Genomic DNA, 23,629 nt, shown 5'->3' on the forward strand with positions numbered 1-23,629 from the left:
ACATGGCAGAACAGGCAAAACTTCCGCTGGGCAAATTGCTGATTCAGAAAGGCGTGATCAGCGAAGACCAGCTGCGCATCGCCCTGATCGAGCAGCGGCGCAGCAGCGAACCGCTGGGCAAGCTGCTGATCACCTTGGGCTTCGTCACGGAAGCCACGGTGCGCGAAGCGCTCAGCGAAAACCTGAAACAGGTCAGCGCGGACCTGTCGAGCCTGGTGGTCGACGCCATCGCCTTGAAACTGATCCCGAAGGACGTGGCCAAGCGCTACCGCGTCTTCCCCATCGTCTACGAGCGGCAGGCGGACAACCTGATCCTGGCCATGGCCGACACCAGCAACATCGTCGCGCTCGACCAGATCAGCGCCATGCTGGTCAAGGGCATCACGATTTCGACCGTGCTCGTCAACGAGTCCGACATTTCGCGCGCCATCGACCAGTACTATGGTTTTGAATTGTCGATCGACGGCATCCTGCACGAGATCGAAACGGGCGAAGTCAGCTATCAAAGCATGGCGTCGCCGTCGGACGAGTACAGCCAGCCCATGGTGCGCCTGATCGACGCGTTGCTGGCCGATGCCGTGCAGAACGGCGCCTCGGACATCCATTTCGAGCCGGAGCAGTCGTTCCTGCGCATCCGCTACCGCATCGACGGCATCCTGCGGCAAATCCGCAGCCTGCACAAATCGTACTGGCCGGCCATGGCCGTGCGCCTGAAGGTGATGTCGAACATGAATATCGCCGAGGCGCGCGCGCCGCAGGATGGACGCATCAGCATCAAATTTTCCGGCCGGCAAATCGACTTCCGCGCATCGGCGCAGCCCACCACGCATGGCGAAAACGTCGTGCTGCGCGTGCTGGACCGGCAAAAGGGCATCGTGCCGCTGGACTCTCTGGGCCTGGCCGAGGCGGAACTGAACTTGTTGAAACTCATGATCGCGCGGCCGGACGGCGTCATCCTCGTGACGGGCCCGACGGGCAGCGGCAAGACCACGACCCTGTATTCGATACTCAACCATATCAATACGGAAAGCGTCAACATCATGACCCTGGAGGACCCGGTCGAGTATCCGATGAACATGATACGCCAGACCTCCGTCAACGACTCCGTCAAGCTGGGCTTTGCCGACGGCATCCGCTCGATGATGCGGCAAGACCCGGACATCATTTTAGTTGGCGAGATCCGCGACCGCGAAACGGCGGAAATGGCCTTTGCCGCCGCCATGACGGGCCACCAGGTGTATTCCACCCTGCATACGAGCTCGGCCATCGGTTCCGTCGCGCGCCTGCTCGACATCGGCATCCTGCCCGACATCATGGCCGGCAACATCATCGGCATCGTGGCGCAGCGCCTCGTGCGCCGTTTGTGTCCGCATTGCAAGGAAACCGTGATCGCCGACGACGTCGAGCGCCGCCTGCTGGGCCTGGCAACGGACGATGCGCCCGTATCCATCTGCCGCGCCGTCGGGTGCGAGCGCTGCGCGCACCAGGGCTACAAGGGCCGCCTGGCCATCATGGAAATTCTCAAGATGACGGCCGAACTCGATGAATTGACGGCGCGCCGCGCCAGCTTGCGCGAATTGAAGAATGCGGCGCGCGCGGCCGGCTTCAAGGGCCTCGTCGACGACGGCATGCGCCGCGTGCTCGAAGGCGTCACCACCCTGGAAGAAGTGGGCCGCGTGGTCGACCTGACGGAAAGGCTGGCCTGATGGCGCAATATGTCTACCGCGCCATGGATGCCGCCGGCACATTGATTCCCGGCAGTATGGAGGCGGCCAACGTGCCGGACCTGGAAGCGCGCCTGCACCGCATGCAGCTCGACCTCATCGACTGCAAGATCACGGGCCAGTACCTGGTACTGCTGGGCAAGCGGGTCATCCACCGCCGCGACCTGATCAATTTCTGCTTCCATATGGAGCAATTGACGGGCGCGGGCGTGCCCATCCTGGAAGGCTTGAACGACTTGCGCGAAAGCACGGACCACCCGCGCCTGCGCGAAGTCGTCACGGATCTGATCGAAAGCATCGAGGGCGGCTTGCCCCTGTCGGGCGCGCTGGCCCAGCATGGCGACATTTTCGACGCCACGTTCACCAGCCTGATACTGGCGGGCGAACAGAGCGGCAAGATCGCCGAAGTCTTCAAGAACCTGTCGGAAAGTCTGAAATGGCAGGACGAACTGGCGTCGCAGACGCGCAAGATCGTCATGTACCCGATCATCGTCGCCATCGTCGTGGCGGCCGTGACGTTTTTCCTGATGATCTATCTGGTGCCCCAGCTGACGGCCTTCATCCGCAACATGGGCGGCGAACTGCCCCTGCACACGCGCGTGCTGATCTTTGTATCGAATGTCTTCATCGATTACTGGTATGTGCTGCTGGCCTTGCCCGTGCTGCTGTTCTTCGGCTTGCGCGCCCTTATCCGCCGCAGCGAGGCAGCCCGCTATACCTGGGATGGCTTGAAACTGCGGCTGTGGCTGGTCGGACCCGTGCTGCACAAGATCATCCTGGCCCGCTTCGCCACGTTTTTCGCCCTGATGTATGCTTCCGGCATCACGATACTCGAATGCATCCGCCTGTCCGAAGGCATCGCCGGCAACCAGGTGGTGGCGGCCGGTCTGCGCCGCGCCGCGCAGCTGATCAGCGAGGGCTACGGCGTGACCGCCGCCTTCCAGCACACGGGCATCTTCCCGCCGCTGGTGATCCGCATGCTGAAGGTGGGCGAGGCAACGGGTTCGCTCGATACGGCCTTGCGCAATGTCAGTTACTTTTACAACCGCGAAGTGAAGGAATTGATTGAAAAAGTGCAAGCCATGATCGAGCCGACCATGACGGTCATCCTGGGCCTGCTGCTGGGCTGGATCATGCTGTCGGTGCTGGGACCGATTTACGACACCATCAGTACAATCAAGACCTGAGGCCGCCGTGTTCCGCAAACAATTACTCTACATCACCAGCGACGCCCTGTGCGCCTACGACTGGGACCACGGCGTGCTGGGCCAGGGCCAGGCCTTTCCCGCCAGCGCGGCCGGGCTGGACGGTTTCGCCGCGTGGCTGGAAGATCCGCAGGCGCACCGTCTCGACGTGCCCGCCTACCTGCTGACGGACTTGATCGAGGAAGATTTCCAGCGCCAGCTGCTGCCCCACGTGCGCGGCAAGGCGGGCCGGGCCTTGCTGGAGTGGCGCAAGCAGCAATTGCACCGCGACACGCCCTACCGGGGCAGCACCCTGCTGGGCCGCGAAAACACGGGCCGCCACGACGACCAGGTGCTGTTCTTCGCCCTGACCAACCCGTCTCTGCTGCAGCCGTGGACGGAGGCGCTCGAACACCTGCGCGTGCCCGTGGCCGGCATCTATTCGACCAGCCTGCTCAGTATCGCGCTGGTCAAAAAACTGTCGATCGCGCATGAGCACTTGCTGCTGGTGACGCAGCAATCGGGCGGCTTGCGGCAAAGTTACTATGAAAAGGGCCAGCTGCGCTTTTCGCGCCAGACGGCCACCATCGCACTCGACGGCGTGGCCGTGAATATTGCGCTGGAAACGGAAAAGACGCGGCAATTTCTCACCAGCACGCGCATGCTGGCGCGCGGCGACGTCTTGAATACCGTCATCCTGGCGCCGGCCCCGCAAATTGCCAAGCTCGAATTGCTGTGTGATAACGGCGTCGAAGTTGCCTACCACTTCATCGACCTGCAACTGGCCGGCGAACGGGTGGGCTTGCGCCGGACGCCGGCGCTGGCCGACGAATTGCTGCTGACCTTGCTGGGCAAGCATCCGCCGTCCAGCCACTATCCGCCCGGCGCGCTGGCCCGCTATTACCACTTCCAGCGCGCGCGCAAGACGCTGTATGGCGCCAGCACGCTGATCGGCGCGTCGGCAGCCCTGTGGTGCGCGATTAACTTGCTCGGCGGCATAGCCGACGGGGCCACCATCGCGCGCCTGGCGCAGGAAACGGCGTCCTACCAGGAGCGCTACCGCAGCGTCATGTCGACCCAGCCGCCGGCGCCGGCCAAGACGCAGAACATGAAAGTGGCCGTGACCCTGGGCCACATGATCGCCAGCCAGGCGCCGGAACCGGGCCGTCTGCTGGGCATGCTGAGCGCCGCGCTGGACCAGGCGCCGCAGGTGGCGCTGGGCCAGCTGCACTGGCATGCGGGTCAGGCGCCCGCGCGCACGGCCAGCAATCAGCCGCCGCAACAGCACCAAAGTACGGGCGCGCCGACCGGCAGCGCCCTGGCCGGCATTCCCGTCGCGCCGCCGCAGGCGCTGCGCCTGGAAGCGGACGTGGCCATGCCGAACAACGATTACCGCGCGGCCCTGGCCGCCATCACGGCCTTCGCGCAAACCTTGGCGCGCCAGCCGGGCTTGCAAGTGACGATCGAAGAAACGCCGCTCGACCTGCGCCCCAGCGTGGCCCTGTCCGGCAAGAGCGCCGTGCCGGCCGCGGCCAGCCAGGCCCGCTTCACCCTTCTGCTCGCGTGGCAGCCATGAGCGGCCCCGTCAAGCAGCCGCCCCTGCCCGGCATGCAGCGAACCGCCACGTCCGCGCGCACCCTGCCCGCCTGGCTGGGTGAACTGCACCTGATACGCCGCGCCCTGCTGTGCTTTACGCTGACCATGCTGGCCAGCCTGGTGCTGCTGAGCCTGAGCATCGCCTACCGCGAGCGCGAAGCGCAGCAGCTGGACCTGGCCCAGCGCACGCGTTCGGCGGCCGCCATGCTGTTCAACCACGCGGAGGCGGAGAAGCAGGAAATCCGCGCCTACGAACCGCAATTCCTGGCCCTTGGCCGGCGCGGCCTGATCGGCGAGGAAAACCGCCTGGCCTGGATCGACGCCATCCGCCGCAGCCAGGAACAGCGCAAACTGCTGCCGATCAGCTATGACATCAGTCCGCAGCAAGGGCTGCAAGTGCCGCTGCCCATGGTGATGGGACAATATCAGCTACGCGGCAGCCGCATGCGCCTGCAGATGGATTTGCTACACGAGATGGATTTGCTGAACCTGCTGGACGATTTGCGCCAGGCCGGCTATTTCGCCGTGCAGGATTGTTCGCTCAAGCGTCATGCGGCCGCCGCGGCCGCAGCCGGGCCGGGCAGCGGCGGTGTTGCAACGCCCACATTGGGCGCCGAATGCGAGCTGCTGTGGCTGACATTGGGCAGCGCGCCCGTGCCGGGGCGGCCATGAAGCGCACACTCGTCCTGCGTGCCTGCGTCCTGTACGCGCTGCTGGCTGGCGCCGCGCTCACGGCCCAGGCACAGTCACAGTCACCGCAGCTGGGGCGCTTGTTCCTGTCGCCCGAGCAGCGCGCCCAGCTCGACGCGCAGCGCTACGGCCCGCCGGCGCCCGATCCGGCCCTGACGGCACCCCCATCTCCGCCGCCGCCACCGCCGCCCGCCCCGCCCGTGGAATTGAATGGCGTGGTACAGCGCAGCAGCGGCCGCTCTACCGTCTGGCTGAACCAGGAAGCGCAGAACGAGCCGCACAACCGTCTCGCGCGCGGCAAATCGGGCGCGCCCGGCACCCTGACCTTGCGCCTGTCGAACGGCCAGGTGGTGCTGCTGAAACCCGGCCAGCGCTACGATCCGGCCAGCGGCACGGTGACCGAAGCGCAGGAGGGCCAGCCATGACGCCGCGCCAACCTCGTCGCCAGCGCGGCGCCGCCCTGTTGCTGCTGGTGGCCGTGCTGGGCCTGGGTACGGCCAGCCTGCTGATCAGCGCCTTCGGGCGCAACACGGGCGAAGCCGAACGCCAGCAGCGCACCCTGGCCACCCTGGCGCAGGCGCGCGACGCCTTGCTGGGCTTTGCGGCGACCAATGGCCGCCTGCCCCGCCCTGCCGCCTCCGCGCTCGATGGACGCGAACGGGCCGCCGACTGCGCCGGCGACACCGACTGCAGCGGCTTTTTGCCGTGGGTCGCGCTGGGCGTGGGCGGCGTGGATGCCTGGGGCAAGCTGCTGCGCTACAGCGTCACGCCGGAAATGGCGCGCGCGCCCATCGTCTCGTTTTCCGCCGTCGCCAACAGAGTCGTTGTGACGCGCGACGGGCGCGGCGAATTCGCCTTCGTGGCTGGCCAGGCGCTGTGCGACGTCAGCGCCCAATGTCTGCCTGCCGTGTTGTTTTCGCAAGGCAAGGATCATCACGGCACGGCCGCCAGCGGCGTGACGCAGATCAATACGGCGCGCGGCAATATCGATGAAGCGGCCAACGACAGCGCCAGCCGCAGCTTCATTACCCGCCCCGCCACCGGGCTGGCCACGCTGCCCGGCGGCGCCTTTGACGACATGCTGACCTGGATTACCTTGCCCACCCTGTACCAACGCATGCGCGCCGCGCGCAACCTGCCATGAGCGCCCCCCATCCACGCCGCCAGACCGGCTTTTCCCTGATCGAGATCGCCATCGTGCTCGTCATCGTCGGCCTGATGATAGGCGGCCTCGTCACGCCGTTGACGGTGCAGCTGGAACAGCGCAAGGTAGCCGAGACGCAACAAGCGCTGAATGAAGCGAAGGAAGCGCTGACGGGTTACGCGTTGCGCTACGGCTACCTGCCGTGTCCCGCCATCTCCGCCATGAACGGCCTGGAAGACCGGCGCGGCACGCGCTGCACGGGCGAAAAACGCGCCGGCTTCCTGCCCTGGGCCACCTTGGGGTTGCGCCAGGGCGACAGCTGGAACCATCTGTTCCGCTACAGCGTCACGCCGGCTTTCAGCGACAGCGAGCAGCAGTTCCACCTGGGCACGCCGCGCGACATCAGCATCGTCACGCGCAATGGCGGCGCGCTGCTGCAGGCGACGGCCTTGAGCGACATCCCCGCCATGATCATGTCGCACGGAAAAAACGGCTTTGGCGCCATGGGCATGCAGGGCCAGCGCCAGGCTGTGCCTTTCGGCAATAACGTCGACGAGCGCAACAATGCATCGAACGCCACCACCTTCATCAGCCGCGCCGCCAGCGGCCCGCAGCAGCCGGGCGGCGAGTTCGACGATATCGTCGTCTGGCTGTCGCCGAACATCCTGTTCAACCGCATGGTGGCGGCGCAAAGGCTGCCCCGCTGATGCGCATGCTCCGGCCCGCCCTCACCATCGCCCGCTACACGCTGCTCGAAGCGCTACGCAGCCGCCTGCCGTGGCTGTTCCTGCTGGCCGCCTGCGCCGCGGCCGGCCTGGCCGGCTTCCTGCAGCAACTGGCACTGACGGAAAGCGGCGCCGTGCAGGCGTCCCTGCTGGCGGCCGCCTTGCGCCTGGCCGGCGTCTTCCTGCTGGCCACATTCATCATCACCAGCATGGCGCGCGAAGCGGCCGACCGGGGCCTGGAATTGCTGCTGGCGCTACCCATGCCGCGCGCGGCCTACCTGCTGGGCAAACTGCTGGGCTACGGGGCGCTGGCGGCCATGCCCGCCGCGCTGTTCGGCCTGTTGATGGCGCTGTTTGCCGCCCCCGAGCAAAGCGCGCTGTGGGCCCTGTCCTTGCTGGGAGAATTGTGGATCGTCGCCGCCTTCAGCCTGCTGTGCGCGGCCAGCTTGCAGCAGGCCCTGCCGGCACTGGCCGCCACGGGCGGCTTTTATGTGCTGGCGCGCATGCTGGGCAGCCTGCAACTGCTGGCGCACGGCCCGCAGGCGGGCGATTCCTGGCCGCAACGGGCCACGGCCGGCGCCATCGACGTGCTGGCCCTGCTGCTGCCCCGCCTCGACACGTTTACACGCGCGGAATGGCTGCTGTACGCGACGGGAGACTGGCCAGCCCTGGCCGGCGTGGCGGCGCAAACGGCTATTTATGTGGCCTTGCTGGCCAGCTGCGCGCTGTGCGACTTTTACCGCAGGAACATCTGATGGCCGCCGCCCAGCGTCCCTGGACCAGCGTGCCGCGTCCCCTGTGCTGGCTGCTGGCGGCCTGCCTGCTGCTGCAACTGGGCTGGCGTCTGGCGCAACAGCACGCGCCCGCGCAGGCGCAGCCCTTGCCCGCCGCGCCGCCACCTGGCGTGGCGCGCCTGGCCAGCCTGGGCGAGCCGCTGGCCATGTCGAAGGCGATGCTGCTGTACCTGCAATCGTTCGAAGACCAGCCCGGCGTCAGCCTGCCGTGGCGCGCGCTCGACTACAACCGTCTGGCCGGCTGGCTGGAGACGGCGCAAACGCTCGATCCGCGCAGCCGCTATGCGCTGGTCGCCGCCAGCGAGGTGTATGCGGGCGTGGCCGACCCGCAGCGCGCGCGGCGCATGCTGGCCTTTGTCGCCGCCAGCTTCGCGGCCGACCCGCAGCACCGCTGGCCCGCGATGGCGCAGGCCGTGCTGGTGGCCAAGCACCAGTTGCACGACCTGCCGCTGGCGCTCGGCTATGCAAGCGCGCTGCGCCAGCTGGCGACGGGGCCGCACGTGCCGCCGTGGGTGCGCGAAATGGAAGCGTTCATCCTGGAAGACATGGACCAGCTCGACAGCGCCCGCCTGGTGATCGGCGGCCTGATCGCCAGCGGCCAGATCAGCGATCCGCACGAGCTCGCTTTCCTCGCGCGCAAGCTCGACGAACTGGCCAAAAAGAAACAGGCGACGCCATGAGCCGCCGTCCGAAATGCCATGCGCGTGCGGCATCATTTGCAGTAAACTGCGATCCTGAAGCTGCCATACCCAGCACCTGCACTTTTTTCCAAGGAAATCCCATGCTCCCACGCCGCCAGCACGGCTTTACCCTCGTAGAAATCGCCATCGTCCTGGTCATCATCGGCTTGCTGCTCGGCGGCGTGCTCAAGGGACAAGGCTTGATCGACAGCGCCAAGGTGAAAAACATCATCCAGCAGTCGAATGCGCTGACGGCCGCCGTCAACGCCTACCAGGACAAGTTCCGCGCCCTGCCCGGCGACGATGTCCAGGGCACCGTGCACGTGCCCAATTCGGCCGGCAACGGCAATGGCGACGGCCAGATCGGCGACGGCCAGCCGCGCGAATTTACCCTGGCGCCGCAGCACCTGGCACTGGGCGGCTTCATCACCGGCTCGTTCAACGGCACTTCGCAATTCATGACCAGCGCCCAGGGCGGCGCCGTCTACCTGTACAACGACGAAGTGGGCGGCCGGGCCGGCAACGGCATCCGTTTCGACAACCTGCCCGAGAGCTACGCGGAGCAGATCGACAGCAAACTCGACGATGGTGTGGCCAGCACGGGCAGCGTCCGGGCGAACATGCCCTATGGCAATGCCGGTGCTATCATCCCCCGCACCGCCGTCTTTTTCTAAGCCGCAAGTCACTATCGAAGGAATACCATGTCACTGCACCGCACACTCATCGTCTCCCTGGCCGCCTGCGCCTTGCTGGCCGGCAGCGCGCATGCCCAATACGTGGGACCGACGACCGGCCCGGCCGCGCCCGGCAATGTGGCCGCCATCCTGAAAAATCCCGTCGACGACCAGGCCGTCGTGCTGCGCGGCAATCTGCTGCGCAAAGTGGGCAACGAGAAATATACGTTCTCCGACGGCACGGCGGAAATCCGCGTGGACATCGACGACAAGGTCTTCATGAACCGCAAGATCGACGCCAGGACCCGCGTGGAAATCCGTGGCGAAGTGGAAAAAGATTTCATGGAAAGCCCGGAAATCGATGTCGACGTGCTGACCGTGGTTCCGTAAGTTTCCTTGCCATCCCGCCGCTGCGGCGGGATGGGCGTCACCCTCCTCTGTATGCCTTGCGCAACCTTTTTTCCATTACAGAAACTAGGCTTGTCAGAACAATCAATTTCGTCTAGCATCTTTTCATTCTAGGTCAGCCAGCGCCAGCGTCAGCCTGCCTGTCGACTCATCCATTCTGGGAGCTTTCCGGGTGCAAGATTTGCCTTCGATACGCTCAAGAATTTCATGGCTGGTGCTCGCCTGGGTCATTCCGACGGCACTCGTTTTTCTCCTGCTTGTGGCGCAAAGTTACACGCGCGAACGCGACCATGTCGTCAACGAAACGGCGCAGGCGGCGCGTGCCGTTGCCGCCGCCGTCGAACGCGACTTGAGCGGCGCGCAGATGGCCGCGCGCATCCTGGCCGCCTCGCCCGCCCTGCAAAACGACGACATCGGCGCCCTGCGCGCCCTGGCCGGCAGCCTGCTGCAGCCGGGCCTGGCCGTCAGCGCCTTCATCGTGTCCGACGCCAAGGGCCGCCAGCTGATCAATACATCGTTACCCGCCAGCCAGGCGCCGCCACCGTTGCCGCAAAAATGGGCCGCCAGCATGGAGCGCACGCGCGACCACGGCAAGCCTCGGCTGACCAGTTTGCTGACGGCGCCGGACGAGCTGCCGCGGCTGGCCCTGAACCAACCATTGCCGCGCGACAAGGGTCCCGCCTATGTGCTGACGGCGCTTTACCCGCCCGACTACCTGCCCGTGCTGCTGCGCGAACTGCACCTGCCCGCCTACCTGGGCGCGGCCATCGTCAATGCCGACGGCATCAACGTGGCGCGCACCCTGGCGCCGCAGCGTTATGTAGGCCAGCGCACCGTGGCGCCCCTGCTCGAGCAGATACGCCAGGCGCGCGAAGGCGTGCTGCGCCATGCCACCCTGGAAGGCCTCGACGTGTATACGGGCTTTCGCCGCGCGCCGGACGACGCGTGGACAGTGGCCGTCACCATGCGCACCAGCACGGTGGCCGAAGCCCTGCTGGGCTCCGTGGTCACCGGTTCCCTCATCCTGGCCCTGCTGCTGGGCGCCGGCTTTGCCCTGGCCTGGCGCGTGGGCGGCCGTCTGGCCCGCACCCTGCACGAACTGACGCAGCAGATCCACGCGCTGGCGCAAGGCAAGCCCCTGCTCTCGAACCGGCACGCGGACCGCGAGTCGGCCGACATGGCAAGCGCCCTGGGCGCGCTGGAACGCGACTTGCGGCGCCACCGCACGCAGCTCGAAAGCCTGGTGGCAGAACGCACGCTGGCCCTGGAAAAATCCACGCGCCTGCTGGAAACCGTGTACGCGACGGCGCCCATCGGCATGCTGTTCGTGGGCCTGGACTTACGCATCGTCATGATCAACCACTACCTGGCCGCCATCCACGGGGCCAGCGTGGCGCAGCATCTGGGCCGTCCCGTGGGCGCCATGCTGTTCGACGACGCCGTGCGCCTGGAGGTGGAGCGCTGCGTGCGCCAGGTGCTCGAAACGGGATTGCCCATCGTCGACCTCGAATTGCAAGGCCATGGCGGGCAGCAACGCGAGCAGCTGAGCCACTGGGTCGTCTCGTATCATCCGATCTTCGGCCCCGAGCAGCAGTTGCTGGGGGTATCGGGCCTGTGGCTGGACATTAGCGAACGCAAACGCAGCGAAGCGGAGTTTCGCCGTTCGAAACACCTGTTCGGCACCATCATCGAAAACATCCCGGCCATGGTCTTCGTCAAGCGTGCTGACAAGCTGAGCTTTGAAATGATCAACCGCCACGCGGAACTGACCCTGGGACGCTCGCGCGAGCAATTGCTGGGCAAGACGGACCACGATTTCTTCCCGCCGCAGCAGGCGTCCGCTTTTGTGAGCGCCGACCGCAAGCTGCTGGCCACGGGGCAGATGGTGGAAATCGAACAGGAGGCGATCAACACGGCCGACGGCACGACGCGCCACTTCACCACGCGCAAGGTGGTCCTGCGCGACGATGCGGGGCGCGCCAGCCACGTGCTGGGGGTGTCGATCGACATCACGGAACGCAAGCGCGCCACCGAGGTGCTGCACGCCACCACCTTGCGCCTGGAACAGAGCGAGCGCTTCATCCGTACCGTCACCGACAACCTGCCTGGCATGGTGTCGTACTGGGGCGCCGATCTGCGTTGCCGCTTCGCAAATAATTTCTATAACGAATGGTTTGGCCGCAGCAGCGCCGAACTGGCCGGCATCCACATGAGCGAATTGCTGGGGCAGGAACTGTTCGACGTGTATGCGCCCCATGTCGAGGGCGTGCTGGCGGGCCGGCCGCAAAGCTTCGAGCGCGACCTGCTCGACCCCACGGGTCAGGTGTGCCACACGTGGACCAACTACATTCCCGATGTCGACGATGGCGGCGGCGTGCGCGGCTTCTTCGTGCTGGCCTCGGACGTGTCCGAGCTCAAGCGCACGGAATTGCGTCTGCACGAACTCAACGAACAAATGGTGCGCGCGCGCGACAAGGCCGAGGCGGCCAGCACGGCGAAGAGCGAATTCGTCGCCAACATGAGCCATGAAATCCGCACGCCGATGAACGCCATCATCGGCCTGGCGCGCCTGCTGGAAGAGTCGCCGCTGGAACGGCGCGAGCGCAGCTATGTGGGCAAGATCCAGATGGCCACGCAGTCGCTGCTCAACATCGTCAACGACGTGCTCGATTTCTCCAAGATCGAGGCGGGACAAATGGTGCTGGAACAGCGCCGCTTCCAGCTCGAACGCATGCTGGGCAGCGTGGGCGTGCTGCTGGCCAGCAGCGCCTGGGCGCGCGGCGTGGAGCCCGTGTTCGTGCTCGACCCGCGCGTGCCGGACGAACTGATCGGCGACTCCCTGCGCGTGGAACAGATCCTCATCAACCTGATGGGCAACGCCGTCAAGTTCACCGCGCATGGCGAAGTGGTGCTGTCCATCGCCATGGCGGCCGAGGATGCGGCAGGCGCGACGCTGGAGTTTTCCGTGCGCGACACGGGCATCGGCATCGGCGCGGCCGAGCAGGAGCACATCTTCGACGCGTTTTCCCAGGGCGACAGCGGCACCAGCCGGAAATACGGCGGCACGGGACTGGGGCTGGCCATCTGCCGGCGCATGGTGGAATTGATGGGCGGCCAGCTCAGCGTGAAAAGCACGCTGGGCGTAGGTTCCGACTTCCGTTTCAGCTGCCGCTTCGACAAGGTGGCGCCGCCGCTCGAGGCGCCCGGCAAGGGCGCGCCCAGGGCGCTGTCGCTGCTGATCATCGACGACAACGCCAGCGTGCGCGCCATGCTGGAAGACTGGTGCGCGGCGCAGGGCTGGCACAGCCGCAGCGCCGACAGCGGCGCGGCCGGCCTGGACCTGCTGCGCAAGCATGCCGGCGACGAACGGGCGGCGGACCTTGTGTTGCTGGACGCGGCCATGCCGGGCATGGATGGCATTTCCATGCTCACCGAGGCGCGCACCGACGAACACCTGGCGCTGCCGCCCGTGATCATGCTGGTGGCCGACCAGGACAGCGAAAACCTCGAACGCCTGGCCGACAGCCTGATGCTGGCCGGCATCGTCTCGAAACCGGCCACCCCGGCGCGCCTGCTGGCGGCCGTCACGGCCGTGCGGGATGGACGCAATGGCCGCAGCGCGCCATCCGTGCTGCCCGTTTCCACGCCCTTGTCGGGCTTGCTGGAAGGCATGCGCGTCCTGCTGGTGGAAGACAATGAAATCAACCAGGAAGTGGCGCAGTACATCCTGCTGCACTCGGGCGCGCGCGTGGCCGTGGCGGCCAACGGCAGGCTGGCCGTCGACATGCTGGCGCACAGCCCGCAAGCGTGGGACGTGGTGCTGATGGATTTGCAGATGCCCGTCATGAATGGCTACGACGCCACGCTGGCCATCCGCGCGCTGGGCTTGCCGGACTTGCCCATCGTCGCCATGACGGCCAACGCCATGGACGAGGACCGCCTGCGCGCCATTGCCAGCGGCATGAATGCGCACGTGGCCAAGCCCATCGATGTCGACGACATGATCGAGACCCTGACCCGGCTGGTGCCGGCGCCCCACAGTGGCGGCAGCAGCGCCGCTCAGCCAGGCGGCGCCGCCACGGAAGTGCTGGACATGCCGGCCGCGATACCCGGCATCGACTTGGCTGCGGCCCTGCACCGCTTTGGCGGCGACTACGGCGCCTTCCTGGCCCTGCTCAAGCGCTTTGAGAATTCGCAAGGCGACGCCGTCGAGGAAACCGGGCGCCTATTGGCCGCTGGCCAGGCGCGGCAGGCGGCGCAACTGCTGCACCGCGTGTGCGGCGTGGCGGCCAACCTGGGCGCCACGCGCGTCGCCAGCCTGGCCGGCGACGCGGAAAAATCGCTGCACGGGGGCGGTTCGCAAGCCACCGCCGCCTTGCTGGGACAGCTGGAACTGGCGATGGCCGAAGTCATCGAAGCGGCGCGCGCCCTGCCCTCGCCCCTGCGGCGCGGCCAGCCGGCACAAGCCGCGCCCGGCAGCGCACCGCTCGACCTGCGCGCCGGCCTGGCCGACTTGCTCGTCCTGATCCGCAACAATAACCTGAAGGCGCTGGCCCAATTCCACGCCCTGCACCCCGCCCTACAACAATCAGACCGGGAAGCGGCCCTGGCGCTGGCAAACGCGATCGAGACACTGAACTTTTCCGAAGCGGAAAAACTCGTGCTCGATCAGCTGAAACGAGAGGAAAACAAGTGAGCTGGACCAACCTTGCCATGAACGGGCGCATCCTCATCGTCGATGACGCCATGGAAAACATCCAGATCCTGCACCAGCTGCTGCGCGAGGAACACGACGTGCTGTTCGCCCTGAGCGGCGAGAAGGCGCTGGAAATCGCACATAATCAACTGCCGGACCTGATCCTGCTCGACGCCGTCATGCCAGGCATGGATGGCTATGCCGTGTGTAACGCGCTGCGCGAATCGGCCATCCTCAGCGCCATCCCCGTCATCTTCGTCACGGCCCTGAACCAGCCCGAGGACGAAACACGGGCGCTGGAAGCGGGCGCCGTCGATTTCATAACGAAACCGTTCAACGCGGCCGTCGTGCGGGCCCGCGTGCGCAGCCAGCTGACCATCAAGCGGCAAGCCGACGCCATGCGCGAACTGTCGCTGACGGATTCGCTGACGGGCGTGGCCAACCGGCGCAGCTTCAACGACACGATGGACAGCGAATGGCGGCGCTGCGCGCGCGACGGCATGCCGATGGCCCTCATCATGGCCGATATCGACCACTTCAAGGATTACAACGATACCTATGGCCACCAGGCGGGCGACCTGTGCCTGCAGCAGGTAAGCGCCGCCCTGCGCCGCTGCGCCGTGCGCCCGCCCGACCTGCTGGCGCGCTACGGCGGCGAGGAATTCATCATCCTGCTGCCGCAGGAAACGCGCGACGGCGCCGAGGTGGTGGCCCAGCGCATCCTCGACGAAGTGCGCGCGCTGGACATTCCCCACGCCAGGTCGAGCGTCGGCCCGCACGTCACCGTCAGCCTGGGCATGGCCAGCGTCATGCCCACGGAAGGCATGGACCCCAGCGCCCTGATCCGCGCAGCCGACGCCCTGCTGTACCGCGCCAAGCATACGGGACGGGACAGGTATTGCGCGTCGGAGGGGGAGTGAAGAGGATGCGCGCCTGCGTCGGCTTACGCCAACCTACGCGGCGAGCCAGGCTTATCCCTCAGGGATAGCAGCGCATCAAAAACTCCGCCACGCACACGGGTTTCGTGTCGCCTTCCCTTTCCATGGTGACAGCCCAGTTCACTTGCGCGCCTTCCGGCAAGTCGTCGACGGACAGGATGTCGAGCCGCGCGCGCAGACGGCTGCCCACGGGCACGGGGGCGGGGAAGCGCACTTTATTCAAGCCATAGTTGATGGCCATGCGGATGCCGGCCATGTGCAAGGCGCCCTGCAACATGGCCGGCAGCAGCGATAACGTCAAAAAACCGTGCGCCACGGTGCAGCCGTACGGCGACTCGCGCGCGCAGCGCTCCGTATCGACGTGGATCCACTGATGGTCGTCGGTGGCGTCGGCAAACGTATCGATGCGCTGCTGGGTGATGGCGAGCCAGTCGGAGACGGCCACGTGCTGTCCCGCCAGCGCCTGGAAACCGGCGATGCCGGCGATATCACGCATGCTGCTCTCCGGCAGGGCGGCGGCCGAACATGCCCATGCCTTCGACGGTGGTGACCACCTCGCCATGCTGGTTGCGCACGCTCCACACGGAAATGACAATGCCGCGGTCCGGCTTCGACGTGGACGGACGCACTTCCTTGACCTGGTAGGTCAGCTGCAAGGTGTCGCCCGCGCGCACGGGCTTGAGCCAGCGGATGCTGTCCAGGCCGGGCGAGCCCATGCTGGACGAATGCTTGAGCAGATTGTCCACCACCAGGCGCATCATCATGCCGCACGTATGCCAGCCGCTGGCAATGACGCCCTTGAAGATGGTCTTTTCGGCGGCCTCATGGTCGACATGGAATGGCTGTGGATCGAAATCCGTGGCGAAGGCGATGATTTCCTTCTCCGTCACATGGCGCTGGCCCAGGTCGATTTCCAGGCCTTGCGTAAAGTCTTCGAAATACCAGTGTTTCGGGGTGATGGCAGGCGATGCGGTCATGCGGTCTCCGTCGGCAAGAAGCCCGGCTGGGCGATAAAACGCTCGATGTGATGCTCCACGTCGCCCAGGGTCAGGGCGATCATGGAAAGGCGCTTGAAATGGTGGGCGGCGGGCAATTCATCCGTGACGCCCATGCCGCCATGCAATTGCACGGCTTGCTGGCCGACAAAGGTGGCGGCCAGTCCCACCCGCGCCTTGGCGGCGGAAACCGTGCGGCGTCGCTCGGCCGCATCTTCGCTGTCAACCTTGGCGGCGGCCAGCATGGCCATCGAGCGCGCCTGCTCCAGGTGGATGAACATGTCGGCCATGCGGTGCTGCAAGGCCTGGAACTTGCCGATCGGCGCGCCGAACTGCTGGCGCGTCTTCAAGTACTCGAGGGTGGCGGCAAAGATGGCGTCCATGGCGCCCACGGCTTCCGCGCACAGCAGCGCGGCGCCATAGTCGAGCGCCGCGTCCAGCACGGGCCAGCCCTGCCCCGCCTGGCCGATAAGAGCGTCGTGGCCCAGCACCACTTGCACGAGGGTGACGGTGGCGGCGCGCTGGCCGTCGATGGTGCGGTAGTCGCGCACGCTGACACCGGGCGCGTCGGCGGGCACGAGGAACAGCGAGATGCCATCCGTATCCATCTGGCTACCGCTGCTGCGCGCCGAGACGATCAGCGCGCCCGCCTGCGCGCCATGGATGACGACGGTTTTCTCGCCATCGAGCACGAAGCCGTCGCCGCTGGCCTTGGCGGTCGTGGCGATATCGTGCATATCGTGGCGCGACTGCCGCTCGCCCAGCGCACACGCGAGTTTCAGGCTGCCGCTGGCCACCTGCTCCAGCACGCCGTCGTGGCCGCCGGCCAGGCTCAGGAAGCGCGCGCCCAGCACGGTGGCCAGATAGGGCTCGACCACCAGGCCCCGGCCCAGTTCCTGCATCACCAGCAGCATGTCGACGGCCGTGCCGTCGAAGCCGCCCGCGCCGGCCGGCAGCGGCAAGGCCGTCATGCCCAGTTCGGCCAGTGTGGCCCAGGCAGAATCGGACGTACCCGTGGCCGAGTGGACGATCTGCTTGCGCGTTTCAAACGGGTAATCCTTGTCGACCCAGCGCCGCAGCGCATCGGCGAATTGCTGCTGTTCCTGATTAAATTGAAAGTCCATGTCGTCTCCTTCTGGCTTACAGGCCCAGGATCATCTGCGTGATGATGTTTTTCTGGATTTCATTCGAGCCGCCATAAATCGATGTCTTGCGGTAATTGAAGTAATACGCGGCCAGCGGCGCGGCCAGGTCGTCACCGCCAGCGCCGTGCGGCACGCTGCCATCAAGGAAGTCAGGATCGAAAGGCAAGGCTTGCGGGCCGATGGCTTCAAGCATCAGTTCCGTCAGCTGCTGCTGCAATTCCGAGCCGCGCACCTTCAGCATCGACGCCTGCGGTCCCGGCCCCTTGCCCTCTTCGCTGATGACGCGCAAGACCGTCATTTCCAGCGCCATCAATTCGATTTCCAGAGTAGCGACCTTGGCGGCAAAGGCGGGATCGTGCAGCAGCGGCGCGCCGCGCTTGCTTTGCTGCATGGCCAGCTGCTTGAGGAACGTCAGCTCGCGCTTGGAACGGCCGACGGCGGCGATGCCCGTGCGTTCGTGGCCCAGCAGATACTTGGCGTAGGTCCAGCCCTTGTTTTCCTGGCCAACCAGGTTGCTGACCGGCACGCGCACATTGTCGAAGAAGACTTCGTTCACTTCATGCTCTTCATCGAGCATGATGATGGGGCGCACGGTGATGCCCGGCGTTTTCATGTCGATCAGCAAGAAACTGATGCCTTCCTGCTTGCGCACCGTGCTGTCGGTGCGCACCAGGCAAAAGATCATGTCCGCGTGCTGGCCCAAGGTGGTCCAGGTTTTCTGGCCATTCACGATGTAATGGTCGCCGTCGCGCTGGGCCGTCGTTTTCAGGGAAGCGAGGTCGGAACCGGCGCCCGGTTCGGAATAACCCTGGCACCACCAGTCGTCGCAGTTCAAAATGCGCGGCAAGTAGTATGCTTTTTGCTCGGCGTTGGCGAAAGCCATGATGACGGGCGCCACCATGTTCACGCCGAATGGCAGAATCGGCGGCGTGGCGGCGCGCGCGCACTCGTCTTCCCAGATGTGGCGCTGCACGGCCGTCCATCCTGTGCCGCCATATTCGACGGGCCAGGCCGGCGCGGCCCAGCCCTGCTGCGCGACGATCTTGTGCCAGCGCACGTAATCGTCGCGGTTCAGGCGCAGATGCTGGCGCACCTTGCGCTGCAAATCCGCCGGCAAATGGGTGTCGAGGAAGGCGCGCACCGTGTCGCGGAAGGCCATCTCCTCGGCCTTGTAATGCAGGTCCATGTCTGTCTCCTTGTTCTTATCGGTTGCCGTGATGACTGCACGCAAGGAAGCTCAGCGCACAAAAAAGCACGACCGTTCTCAAGGATTGTACAACAGATTGAACGTGACGCCAGGGGTTTTACGATGGCTGGCGCTGGGTGAATTGGCTGACTGCTGCCGTTGGCACTTCACCTATGTGTGCGACAGAATATTGACGAGCTTGCCGAACGGGTCGCGCACGAAAAACCGCCTGACACCCCAAGGTTCATCGGTGAGGCCATATTCAATGGGAAACCCTGCTCCGGACATGCGTTCAAAAGCGGCATCCACGTCATCGACTTCAATGGAAAGGTCGGGCACGGCAGTATTCGAGCCGCCTTCCGTCGCAAAGCTCACTTGAACGTTCATCTCGGTCTGCGAACCATACGTCATGATCCAGCCGTGGTCCATCAACAGGCTCAGCCCCAGCACTTCCTCGTAAAACTTCCGCGCCAGGCCCGGATCCGACGCCGGGAAATTTGCAACGATGCGCTTGACTTGCATAGTTTTTCTCCTTGTCAATATAAGCTTAGAGCTCTATTTTCCAAACCTGCTCAATATCGTCATCCACTTCTCCAGGCATGGCCGCTTCTGACGAAACTGCCATCTTCCGCAATTACCTTTGAAGCAACAAGCCCCGCAGCAGCAATTCCAATGCAGCAGTTCCTTTTACCAGGCGCGCCTTGCCTTCGTCGCCGTCGGCGATCCAGAACGCCGCTTCCGCCAGGCTGCCGTAGATCAGCGAAGCCAATGCCTGCGGGCAAGCGTCGGCCACGATGCCCTGGTGAATCATCTGCTGGATAAGCCCTTGCATCGACTCGAGGCAATAGCGCTGCGAGTCCGGTGAAGCGCCGCCCAGGACCGCCCTGGCATCGCGCAACACGATGCGCTGAATGTCCGGTTCCAGGGCCATCTCCAGATAGGCACGGCAGCGATGGCGAAAGCCTTCCCACAGGTCTGCGGTGCTGTCGGAGATGGCTTGCAGGCGGCCATCCATTTCCGCGTCGATCTGCTCCACCACCGCCAGCAGCAAGCCCTTCTTGTCACCGAAGTGATGATATAGCGCACCACGCGTCAGCCCTGCCTGCGCGGTGAGGTCGTCCATGGACGTGTCGGCATAACCGCGCTCGCTGAACACTTTGCGCGCGGTGGCCAGCAACGAGGCGCGGGTTTCTTCCATTTCCACACGGGTGCGGCGAACCATTGTTTTCTCCTTGCATACGTAGCGTATGATTGTTTACATACAGTGCGTATGTATATATACTTTATTCATACGCGATGTATGTATTATCGCTGCGGCGTGTCTCCGTTGCAAGCGGGGCACGGCCCGTTTATCGCCTGATCACATGAAGGATATGCACCATGAGTACGTCTTCCTGCGCTGCCGCAGAAACTTCCGCCCGCCACCCGTGGCTGGCGGTCACCGCTGTCGGCATGGCCACCTTTTCCGTCGTGACGACGGAAATGCTCCCGGTCGGCCTGTTGACGCCGATTGCCGACACCCTCGGCACCTCCACGGGAACGGCCGGTCTGATGATCTCGCTGCCCGCATTGCTGGCGGCCTTGTTCGCGCCGCTGGTCGTGCTTGCATCGGGAAGCCTGGACAGGCGCAAGATTCTCTGCGGTTTGCTGACGCTCTTGGTGATCGCGAACATTGCCTCGGCCCTGGCGCAGAACATGGCGTGGATGCTGGCGGCGCGGGTACTCGTCGGTTTCTGCATGGGCGGCATCTGGGCCATCGCCGGCGGCCTCGCTTCCCGGCTGGTTCCTGCCCGCTCGGTTGGCCTGGCAACGTCGGTCATCTTCGGCGGCGTGGCGGCCGCTTCCGTGCTGGGCGTGCCGCTAGGCGCACAAATCGGCGACCTCGCAGGATGGCGCTGGGCTTTCGGCGTCATGGCGCTGTTCAGCGGCCTGGTACTGGCGCTGCATCTGGCCGTCATTCCCGCCCTGCCTGCTGCCGCTTCGGCGACCTTGCGCCAATTCGGCAACCAGCTGCGCAACAGGCAGTTGCAAGCGGGACTGCTTCTGACCCTGCTGCTGGTGACCAGCCATTTCATGGCCTTTACCTTCGTGCGCCCGCTACTGCTGTCCGTGTCGGGCTTCGATACGCAATGGCTGGGCGCACTGCTGTTTGCCTATGGCTTCGCGGGCATCATTGGAAACTTCCTGGCCGGTGTCGCTGCGGCGCGGCGCACGGCGACTACCATCATCGCCATCTCGGGCGGCCTGCTGCTCACGCCGCTGCTGTTCCTCGCTGTCGGCGAGTCCTGCATCGGCGGCGGCGTGGTGCTGCTGGCCTGGGGCTTGGCCTACGGCGGCGTATCGGTCGGCCTGATGACCTTGATGATGAAGGCGGCGCCCGGGGCCGTGGAGATCGTCGCCGCGCTGTATGTGGGCGTCTTCAATATCGGCATCGCGCTCGGGGCGTGGACCGGTGGCCAAGCCGTCGACAGGCTGGGCCTCTCGGCCAACCTGTGGCTTGCCGCAGGATTTGCCGCTGCCGCCTTGCTGCTGGCGTCTGGCATCAGCGTTGCCGGAGCCAACAAACGCCCTGGCGCTGCAAGGGATTGACGCTGGCCGCCATCAGCCATACAAGTGCAGCAGCACTTGCACGGCCACGATCTTGACGATGGTCATGCTGGGGAAAATCATCGCATAGCCGAGGTTCGGCCGGTCCGACTTGGCCAGGCGGTTGGCGAACACGAGCACGGCCGGGTTGCCCGTGGCGCCGGCCGCGATACCGAGCAATTCAGGAAACGGCAGGCGCAGGAAGACCTTGCCCAGGATGACGACAAGGGCCACCACCACCAGCACCGTCACGGCGCCGAGCGCCAGCATGGGCAAGCCGTCGGCGCCCACTTGCTGCACGAAAGGCAAGCCGGACGCCATGCCGACGGAAGCGAGGAATATCGTCAAGCCATAGTTGCGCATGACCAGGTTGGCCGACAACGGCAAGCGCCAGCTGATCTTGCCGACTCGGCCCAGGCGGCCCAAAATCAGCGCCATCACCAGCGGCCCACCGGCCAGGCCCAGGCTGAACGAGCCTATCCACGGCAAGGGAATAGGCACCAGGCCCAGCAGCACGCCCAAGACCATGCCCATGCCCAGCGACACATAGCTGAACTCGGCCGTGGCCGTGATGGAGTTGCCGAACAGCTTGCGCACGTCGGCCGCATGTTTGGCCGGCGCGATGGCCATCACCCTGTCGCCGAATTCCAGGGTCAGGAACGGGTGCGGCAAAATCATGGCGTCGCCGCGGCGGATGAACGCGATCTGCAGGGGGAAATCCTTGGCCAGGTTCAGCTCGCCCAGGGGCACGCCGACGATTTCCGCGTCGGACACGAACACTTCCGTGCCATCGAAATCGCTGCGGTCCTTCATCAGGCGGCCCGGGTCCAGATGGCCCAGCGCCGTGCGCGCCGCTTCCACGCCCGCCACCGTGCCCGACACCATCAGCGCGTCGCCCACGCCAAGCACGAGGCTTGGGTCGGGCAAACGGTTCTGGTGGCCCTGGCGCACACCGATCACTTGCACGCCAGCCAGGGGGCCGTCGGCCAGTTCGGACAGGGCCGCGCCTGCCAATTTGGCTGCATCGATGGTGATTTCGGACACGACGATGGGCGCCGGCGGCGGCGTCAGCACGGGTTTCAAGATGCGCCCGGCCAGGTACAGGCCCAGCATGGGGCCGACGACGCCGAACGGATACGCGACGGCATAGCCGACGGCCGCGTCGCCATTGCCGTGCGACGCTTCCAGCGCCGCCTGCAAGGCGGCCGTGCTGGTCATGGCGCCGGCAAACACGCCGCTGGCCATGCGCAGCGAGATATCGATCCATTGCCCGCCCCAGATGGACACGGCCAGGCCGCCCATGACGGCGACAAAGGCGATCAGATTGTGTTTCTGTCCCGCGCCGCGCAAGCCGGCGAAAAACTGTACGCCGTACTGCACGCCGATGCCATACAGGAACAGCAGCAAGCCGATGGAGCCGACCATCGGCGGCGGCACGGAAGCGGGAGCAAAGGCACCCAGCGCCAGCCCCGCGAACAGCACGCCGCCCACGCCCAGCGAAAAGCCGAACACGCTGATGCGCCCCAGCGCATAACCGGCGCCGATAACGAGGAACAGGGCGAGGATGGGCGACGATTCCAGGGTATGGCGGAAGAGTTCAAGCATGGGGCAGCCTTATTCTGGGGAAGGCCCAGTTTAACATGCACAAAAGCAACACGATGGCGATGATGACAAGCAAGCGTGCGCAGCTTTGCGCCACAAAACGGGCAAAAAAAAAGCCCGCTGCGGGAGCGGGCTGAATCTAATTCCTGTGAGGAAGTAGAGGAGACTGATGCATGATGCCGCATCGCAGCATATTCATCCAATTCTATGTTGTGATGATAGAAATATGTTTTATCAATATCTACCCTCCTCCTCGCGCAACGCCTGCTGCACGGCGGGACGCTCGCCGACGCGCTCGAACAAGCGCCGCACTTGCGGGAAGGCCGACAAGTCCACCTTGGTGTGCGCAGACCAGCCGAGGATGGTGTACAGATAGGCATCCGCGATGGAATAGCACTCGCCCAGCAGATACGGCCCGCCGGCCGCCAGTTGCCGCTCCACGTAATCGAGGCGGGCAGCCAGGCGCGAGCGGGCCACGTCCTGCGCCTGCCTGCCGTATTCCGGGTGGAACAGCCAGGGACTGAACACCTTGTGCAGCTCGGTGGCAATAAAACCCAGCCACGACTGCAGCTGCACGCGCGCCATGGTTCCTGCCGGCGCCGCCAGACCGCTGGCCGGCGCCAGATCGGCCAGGTATTGCACGATGGCCGTGCCCTCCAGCAAGATGGTGCCGTCGTCCAGCGCCAGCGCCGGCACGTACAGATTCGGATTGATGCGCGCATAATCGGCGCCCGTTTCCGTGATGCGCGGAATCTTGCGAATATCAACTCTTTCCAGTTCCAGCGCGATGCCCGCCTCGATGGCCACGATGTGCGGCGACAAAGAACACTTTCCCGTTGCGTAATACAGTTTCATGATCACT

At 65.3% G+C, this 23,629-nt stretch carries 22 protein-coding genes; 14 read left to right on the forward strand and 8 right to left on the reverse strand.

Translation table 11 applies throughout. The features are described 5' to 3' along the window. Positions 1–2 precede the first annotated feature (2 nt). The 13 genes from ASN89_RS16020 (at position 3) to ASN89_RS16080 (ending at position 15,235) form a co-directional block, all read left to right on the forward strand. Positions 3–1,706, forward strand: coding sequence for a GspE/PulE family protein (locus tag ASN89_RS16020; protein WP_058049954.1), 1,704 nt, complete (start codon positions 3–5; stop codon positions 1,704–1,706). Beyond that, a complete protein-coding gene (locus ASN89_RS16025) occupies positions 1,706–2,911 on the forward strand; it encodes a type II secretion system F family protein (protein WP_058049955.1) in 1,206 nt (401 codons plus the stop codon). The genes ASN89_RS16020 and ASN89_RS16025 overlap by 1 nt, the downstream gene beginning before the upstream one ends. A gap of 7 nt (positions 2,912–2,918) precedes the next feature. After that, complete coding sequence (locus tag ASN89_RS16030) at positions 2,919–4,484, forward strand: hypothetical protein (protein WP_058049956.1); 1,566 nt, start codon at positions 2,919–2,921, stop codon at positions 4,482–4,484. Further along, positions 4,481–5,176, forward strand: a complete 696-nt coding sequence (locus ASN89_RS16035) for a hypothetical protein (RefSeq protein WP_235501989.1) — start codon at positions 4,481–4,483, stop codon at positions 5,174–5,176. Before ASN89_RS16030 ends, ASN89_RS16035 begins: the two co-directional genes overlap by 4 nt. After that, complete coding sequence (locus tag ASN89_RS16040) at positions 5,173–5,619, forward strand: hypothetical protein (RefSeq protein WP_058049957.1); 447 nt, start codon at positions 5,173–5,175, stop codon at positions 5,617–5,619. Before ASN89_RS16035 ends, ASN89_RS16040 begins: the two co-directional genes overlap by 4 nt. Then, positions 5,616–6,338, forward strand: coding sequence for a hypothetical protein (locus tag ASN89_RS16045; protein WP_058049958.1), 723 nt, complete (start codon positions 5,616–5,618; stop codon positions 6,336–6,338). The genes ASN89_RS16040 and ASN89_RS16045 overlap by 4 nt, the downstream gene beginning before the upstream one ends. Continuing rightward, complete coding sequence (locus ASN89_RS16050; protein WP_058049959.1) at positions 6,335–7,045, forward strand: type II secretion system protein; 711 nt, start codon at positions 6,335–6,337, stop codon at positions 7,043–7,045. The genes ASN89_RS16045 and ASN89_RS16050 overlap by 4 nt, the downstream gene beginning before the upstream one ends. Then, complete coding sequence (locus ASN89_RS16055; RefSeq protein ID WP_058049960.1) at positions 7,045–7,818, forward strand: ABC transporter permease subunit; 774 nt, start codon at positions 7,045–7,047, stop codon at positions 7,816–7,818. The genes ASN89_RS16050 and ASN89_RS16055 overlap by 1 nt, the downstream gene beginning before the upstream one ends. After that, positions 7,818–8,537 carry a hypothetical protein gene (locus ASN89_RS16060; RefSeq protein ID WP_058049961.1) on the forward strand — a complete coding sequence of 240 codons (720 nt, stop codon included), beginning with the start codon at positions 7,818–7,820 and terminating at the stop codon, positions 8,535–8,537. Before ASN89_RS16055 ends, ASN89_RS16060 begins: the two co-directional genes overlap by 1 nt. Before the next feature lie 101 nt (positions 8,538–8,638). Further along, positions 8,639–9,211: a prepilin-type N-terminal cleavage/methylation domain-containing protein gene (locus tag ASN89_RS16065; RefSeq protein WP_046683053.1), complete on the forward strand. Its 573-nt coding sequence runs from the start codon at positions 8,639–8,641 to the stop codon at positions 9,209–9,211. Between the two features lie 27 nt (positions 9,212–9,238). Further along, complete coding sequence (locus ASN89_RS16070) at positions 9,239–9,601, forward strand: NirD/YgiW/YdeI family stress tolerance protein (RefSeq protein WP_046683054.1); 363 nt, start codon at positions 9,239–9,241, stop codon at positions 9,599–9,601. Positions 9,602–9,833: 232 nt separating this feature from the next. After that, positions 9,834–14,315, forward strand: a complete 4,482-nt coding sequence (locus tag ASN89_RS16075) for a PAS domain-containing protein (RefSeq protein WP_235501990.1) — start codon at positions 9,834–9,836, stop codon at positions 14,313–14,315. Further along, entirely contained in the window at positions 14,312–15,235 is a 924-nt protein-coding gene (locus ASN89_RS16080) for a diguanylate cyclase domain-containing protein (RefSeq protein ID WP_082127627.1), read from the forward strand. Before ASN89_RS16075 ends, ASN89_RS16080 begins: the two co-directional genes overlap by 4 nt. A 58-nt stretch (positions 15,236–15,293) precedes the next feature. On the opposite strand, the gene ASN89_RS16085 is transcribed toward ASN89_RS16080, so the two are convergent. The 6 genes from ASN89_RS16085 to ASN89_RS16110 all read right to left on the reverse strand — a co-directional run bounded on the left by ASN89_RS16085 (position 15,294) and on the right by ASN89_RS16110 (position 19,801). Then, positions 15,294–15,749, reverse strand: coding sequence for a MaoC family dehydratase (locus tag ASN89_RS16085; RefSeq protein WP_058049963.1), 456 nt, complete (start codon positions 15,747–15,749; stop codon positions 15,294–15,296). Next, positions 15,742–16,230: a MaoC family dehydratase gene (locus ASN89_RS16090; RefSeq protein WP_046683057.1), complete on the reverse strand. Its 489-nt coding sequence runs from the start codon at positions 16,228–16,230 to the stop codon at positions 15,742–15,744. The genes ASN89_RS16085 and ASN89_RS16090 overlap by 8 nt, the downstream gene beginning before the upstream one ends. Further along, positions 16,227–17,372 (reverse strand): acyl-CoA dehydrogenase family protein, encoded by a 1,146-nt coding sequence (locus tag ASN89_RS16095; RefSeq protein ID WP_058049964.1) that lies wholly within the window; start codon positions 17,370–17,372, stop codon positions 16,227–16,229. The genes ASN89_RS16090 and ASN89_RS16095 overlap by 4 nt, the downstream gene beginning before the upstream one ends. A gap of 16 nt (positions 17,373–17,388) precedes the next feature. After that, entirely contained in the window at positions 17,389–18,579 is a 1,191-nt protein-coding gene (locus tag ASN89_RS16100; RefSeq protein ID WP_058049965.1) for an acyl-CoA dehydrogenase family protein, read from the reverse strand. A 171-nt stretch (positions 18,580–18,750) separates the two neighbouring features. Beyond that, positions 18,751–19,101, reverse strand: coding sequence for a VOC family protein (locus tag ASN89_RS16105; protein WP_058049966.1), 351 nt, complete (start codon positions 19,099–19,101; stop codon positions 18,751–18,753). A 112-nt stretch (positions 19,102–19,213) separates the two neighbouring features. After that, positions 19,214–19,801, reverse strand: a complete 588-nt coding sequence (locus ASN89_RS16110; protein ID WP_058049967.1) for a TetR/AcrR family transcriptional regulator — start codon at positions 19,799–19,801, stop codon at positions 19,214–19,216. A gap of 158 nt (positions 19,802–19,959) precedes the next feature. Between ASN89_RS16110 and ASN89_RS16115 the strand changes: the two genes are divergently transcribed. After that, positions 19,960–21,168: an MFS transporter gene (locus tag ASN89_RS16115; RefSeq protein ID WP_058049968.1), complete on the forward strand. Its 1,209-nt coding sequence runs from the start codon at positions 19,960–19,962 to the stop codon at positions 21,166–21,168. Between the two features lie 12 nt (positions 21,169–21,180). Here the strand turns inward: ASN89_RS16115 and ASN89_RS16120 are convergent, their stop codons facing one another. Beyond that, complete coding sequence (locus ASN89_RS16120) at positions 21,181–22,770, reverse strand: aspartate:alanine exchanger family transporter (protein WP_058049969.1); 1,590 nt, start codon at positions 22,768–22,770, stop codon at positions 21,181–21,183. Positions 22,771–23,001: 231 nt separating this feature from the next. After that, positions 23,002–23,622: a glutathione transferase GstA gene (gene gstA / locus ASN89_RS16125; RefSeq protein WP_058049970.1), complete on the reverse strand. Its 621-nt coding sequence runs from the start codon at positions 23,620–23,622 to the stop codon at positions 23,002–23,004. Positions 23,623–23,629 lie beyond the last annotated feature (7 nt).

This window comes from Janthinobacterium sp. Ant5-2-1 (genome assembly GCF_001445815.1).
In the GTDB taxonomy this organism is placed as follows: domain Bacteria; phylum Pseudomonadota; class Gammaproteobacteria; order Burkholderiales; family Burkholderiaceae_D; genus Janthinobacterium; species Janthinobacterium lividum_E.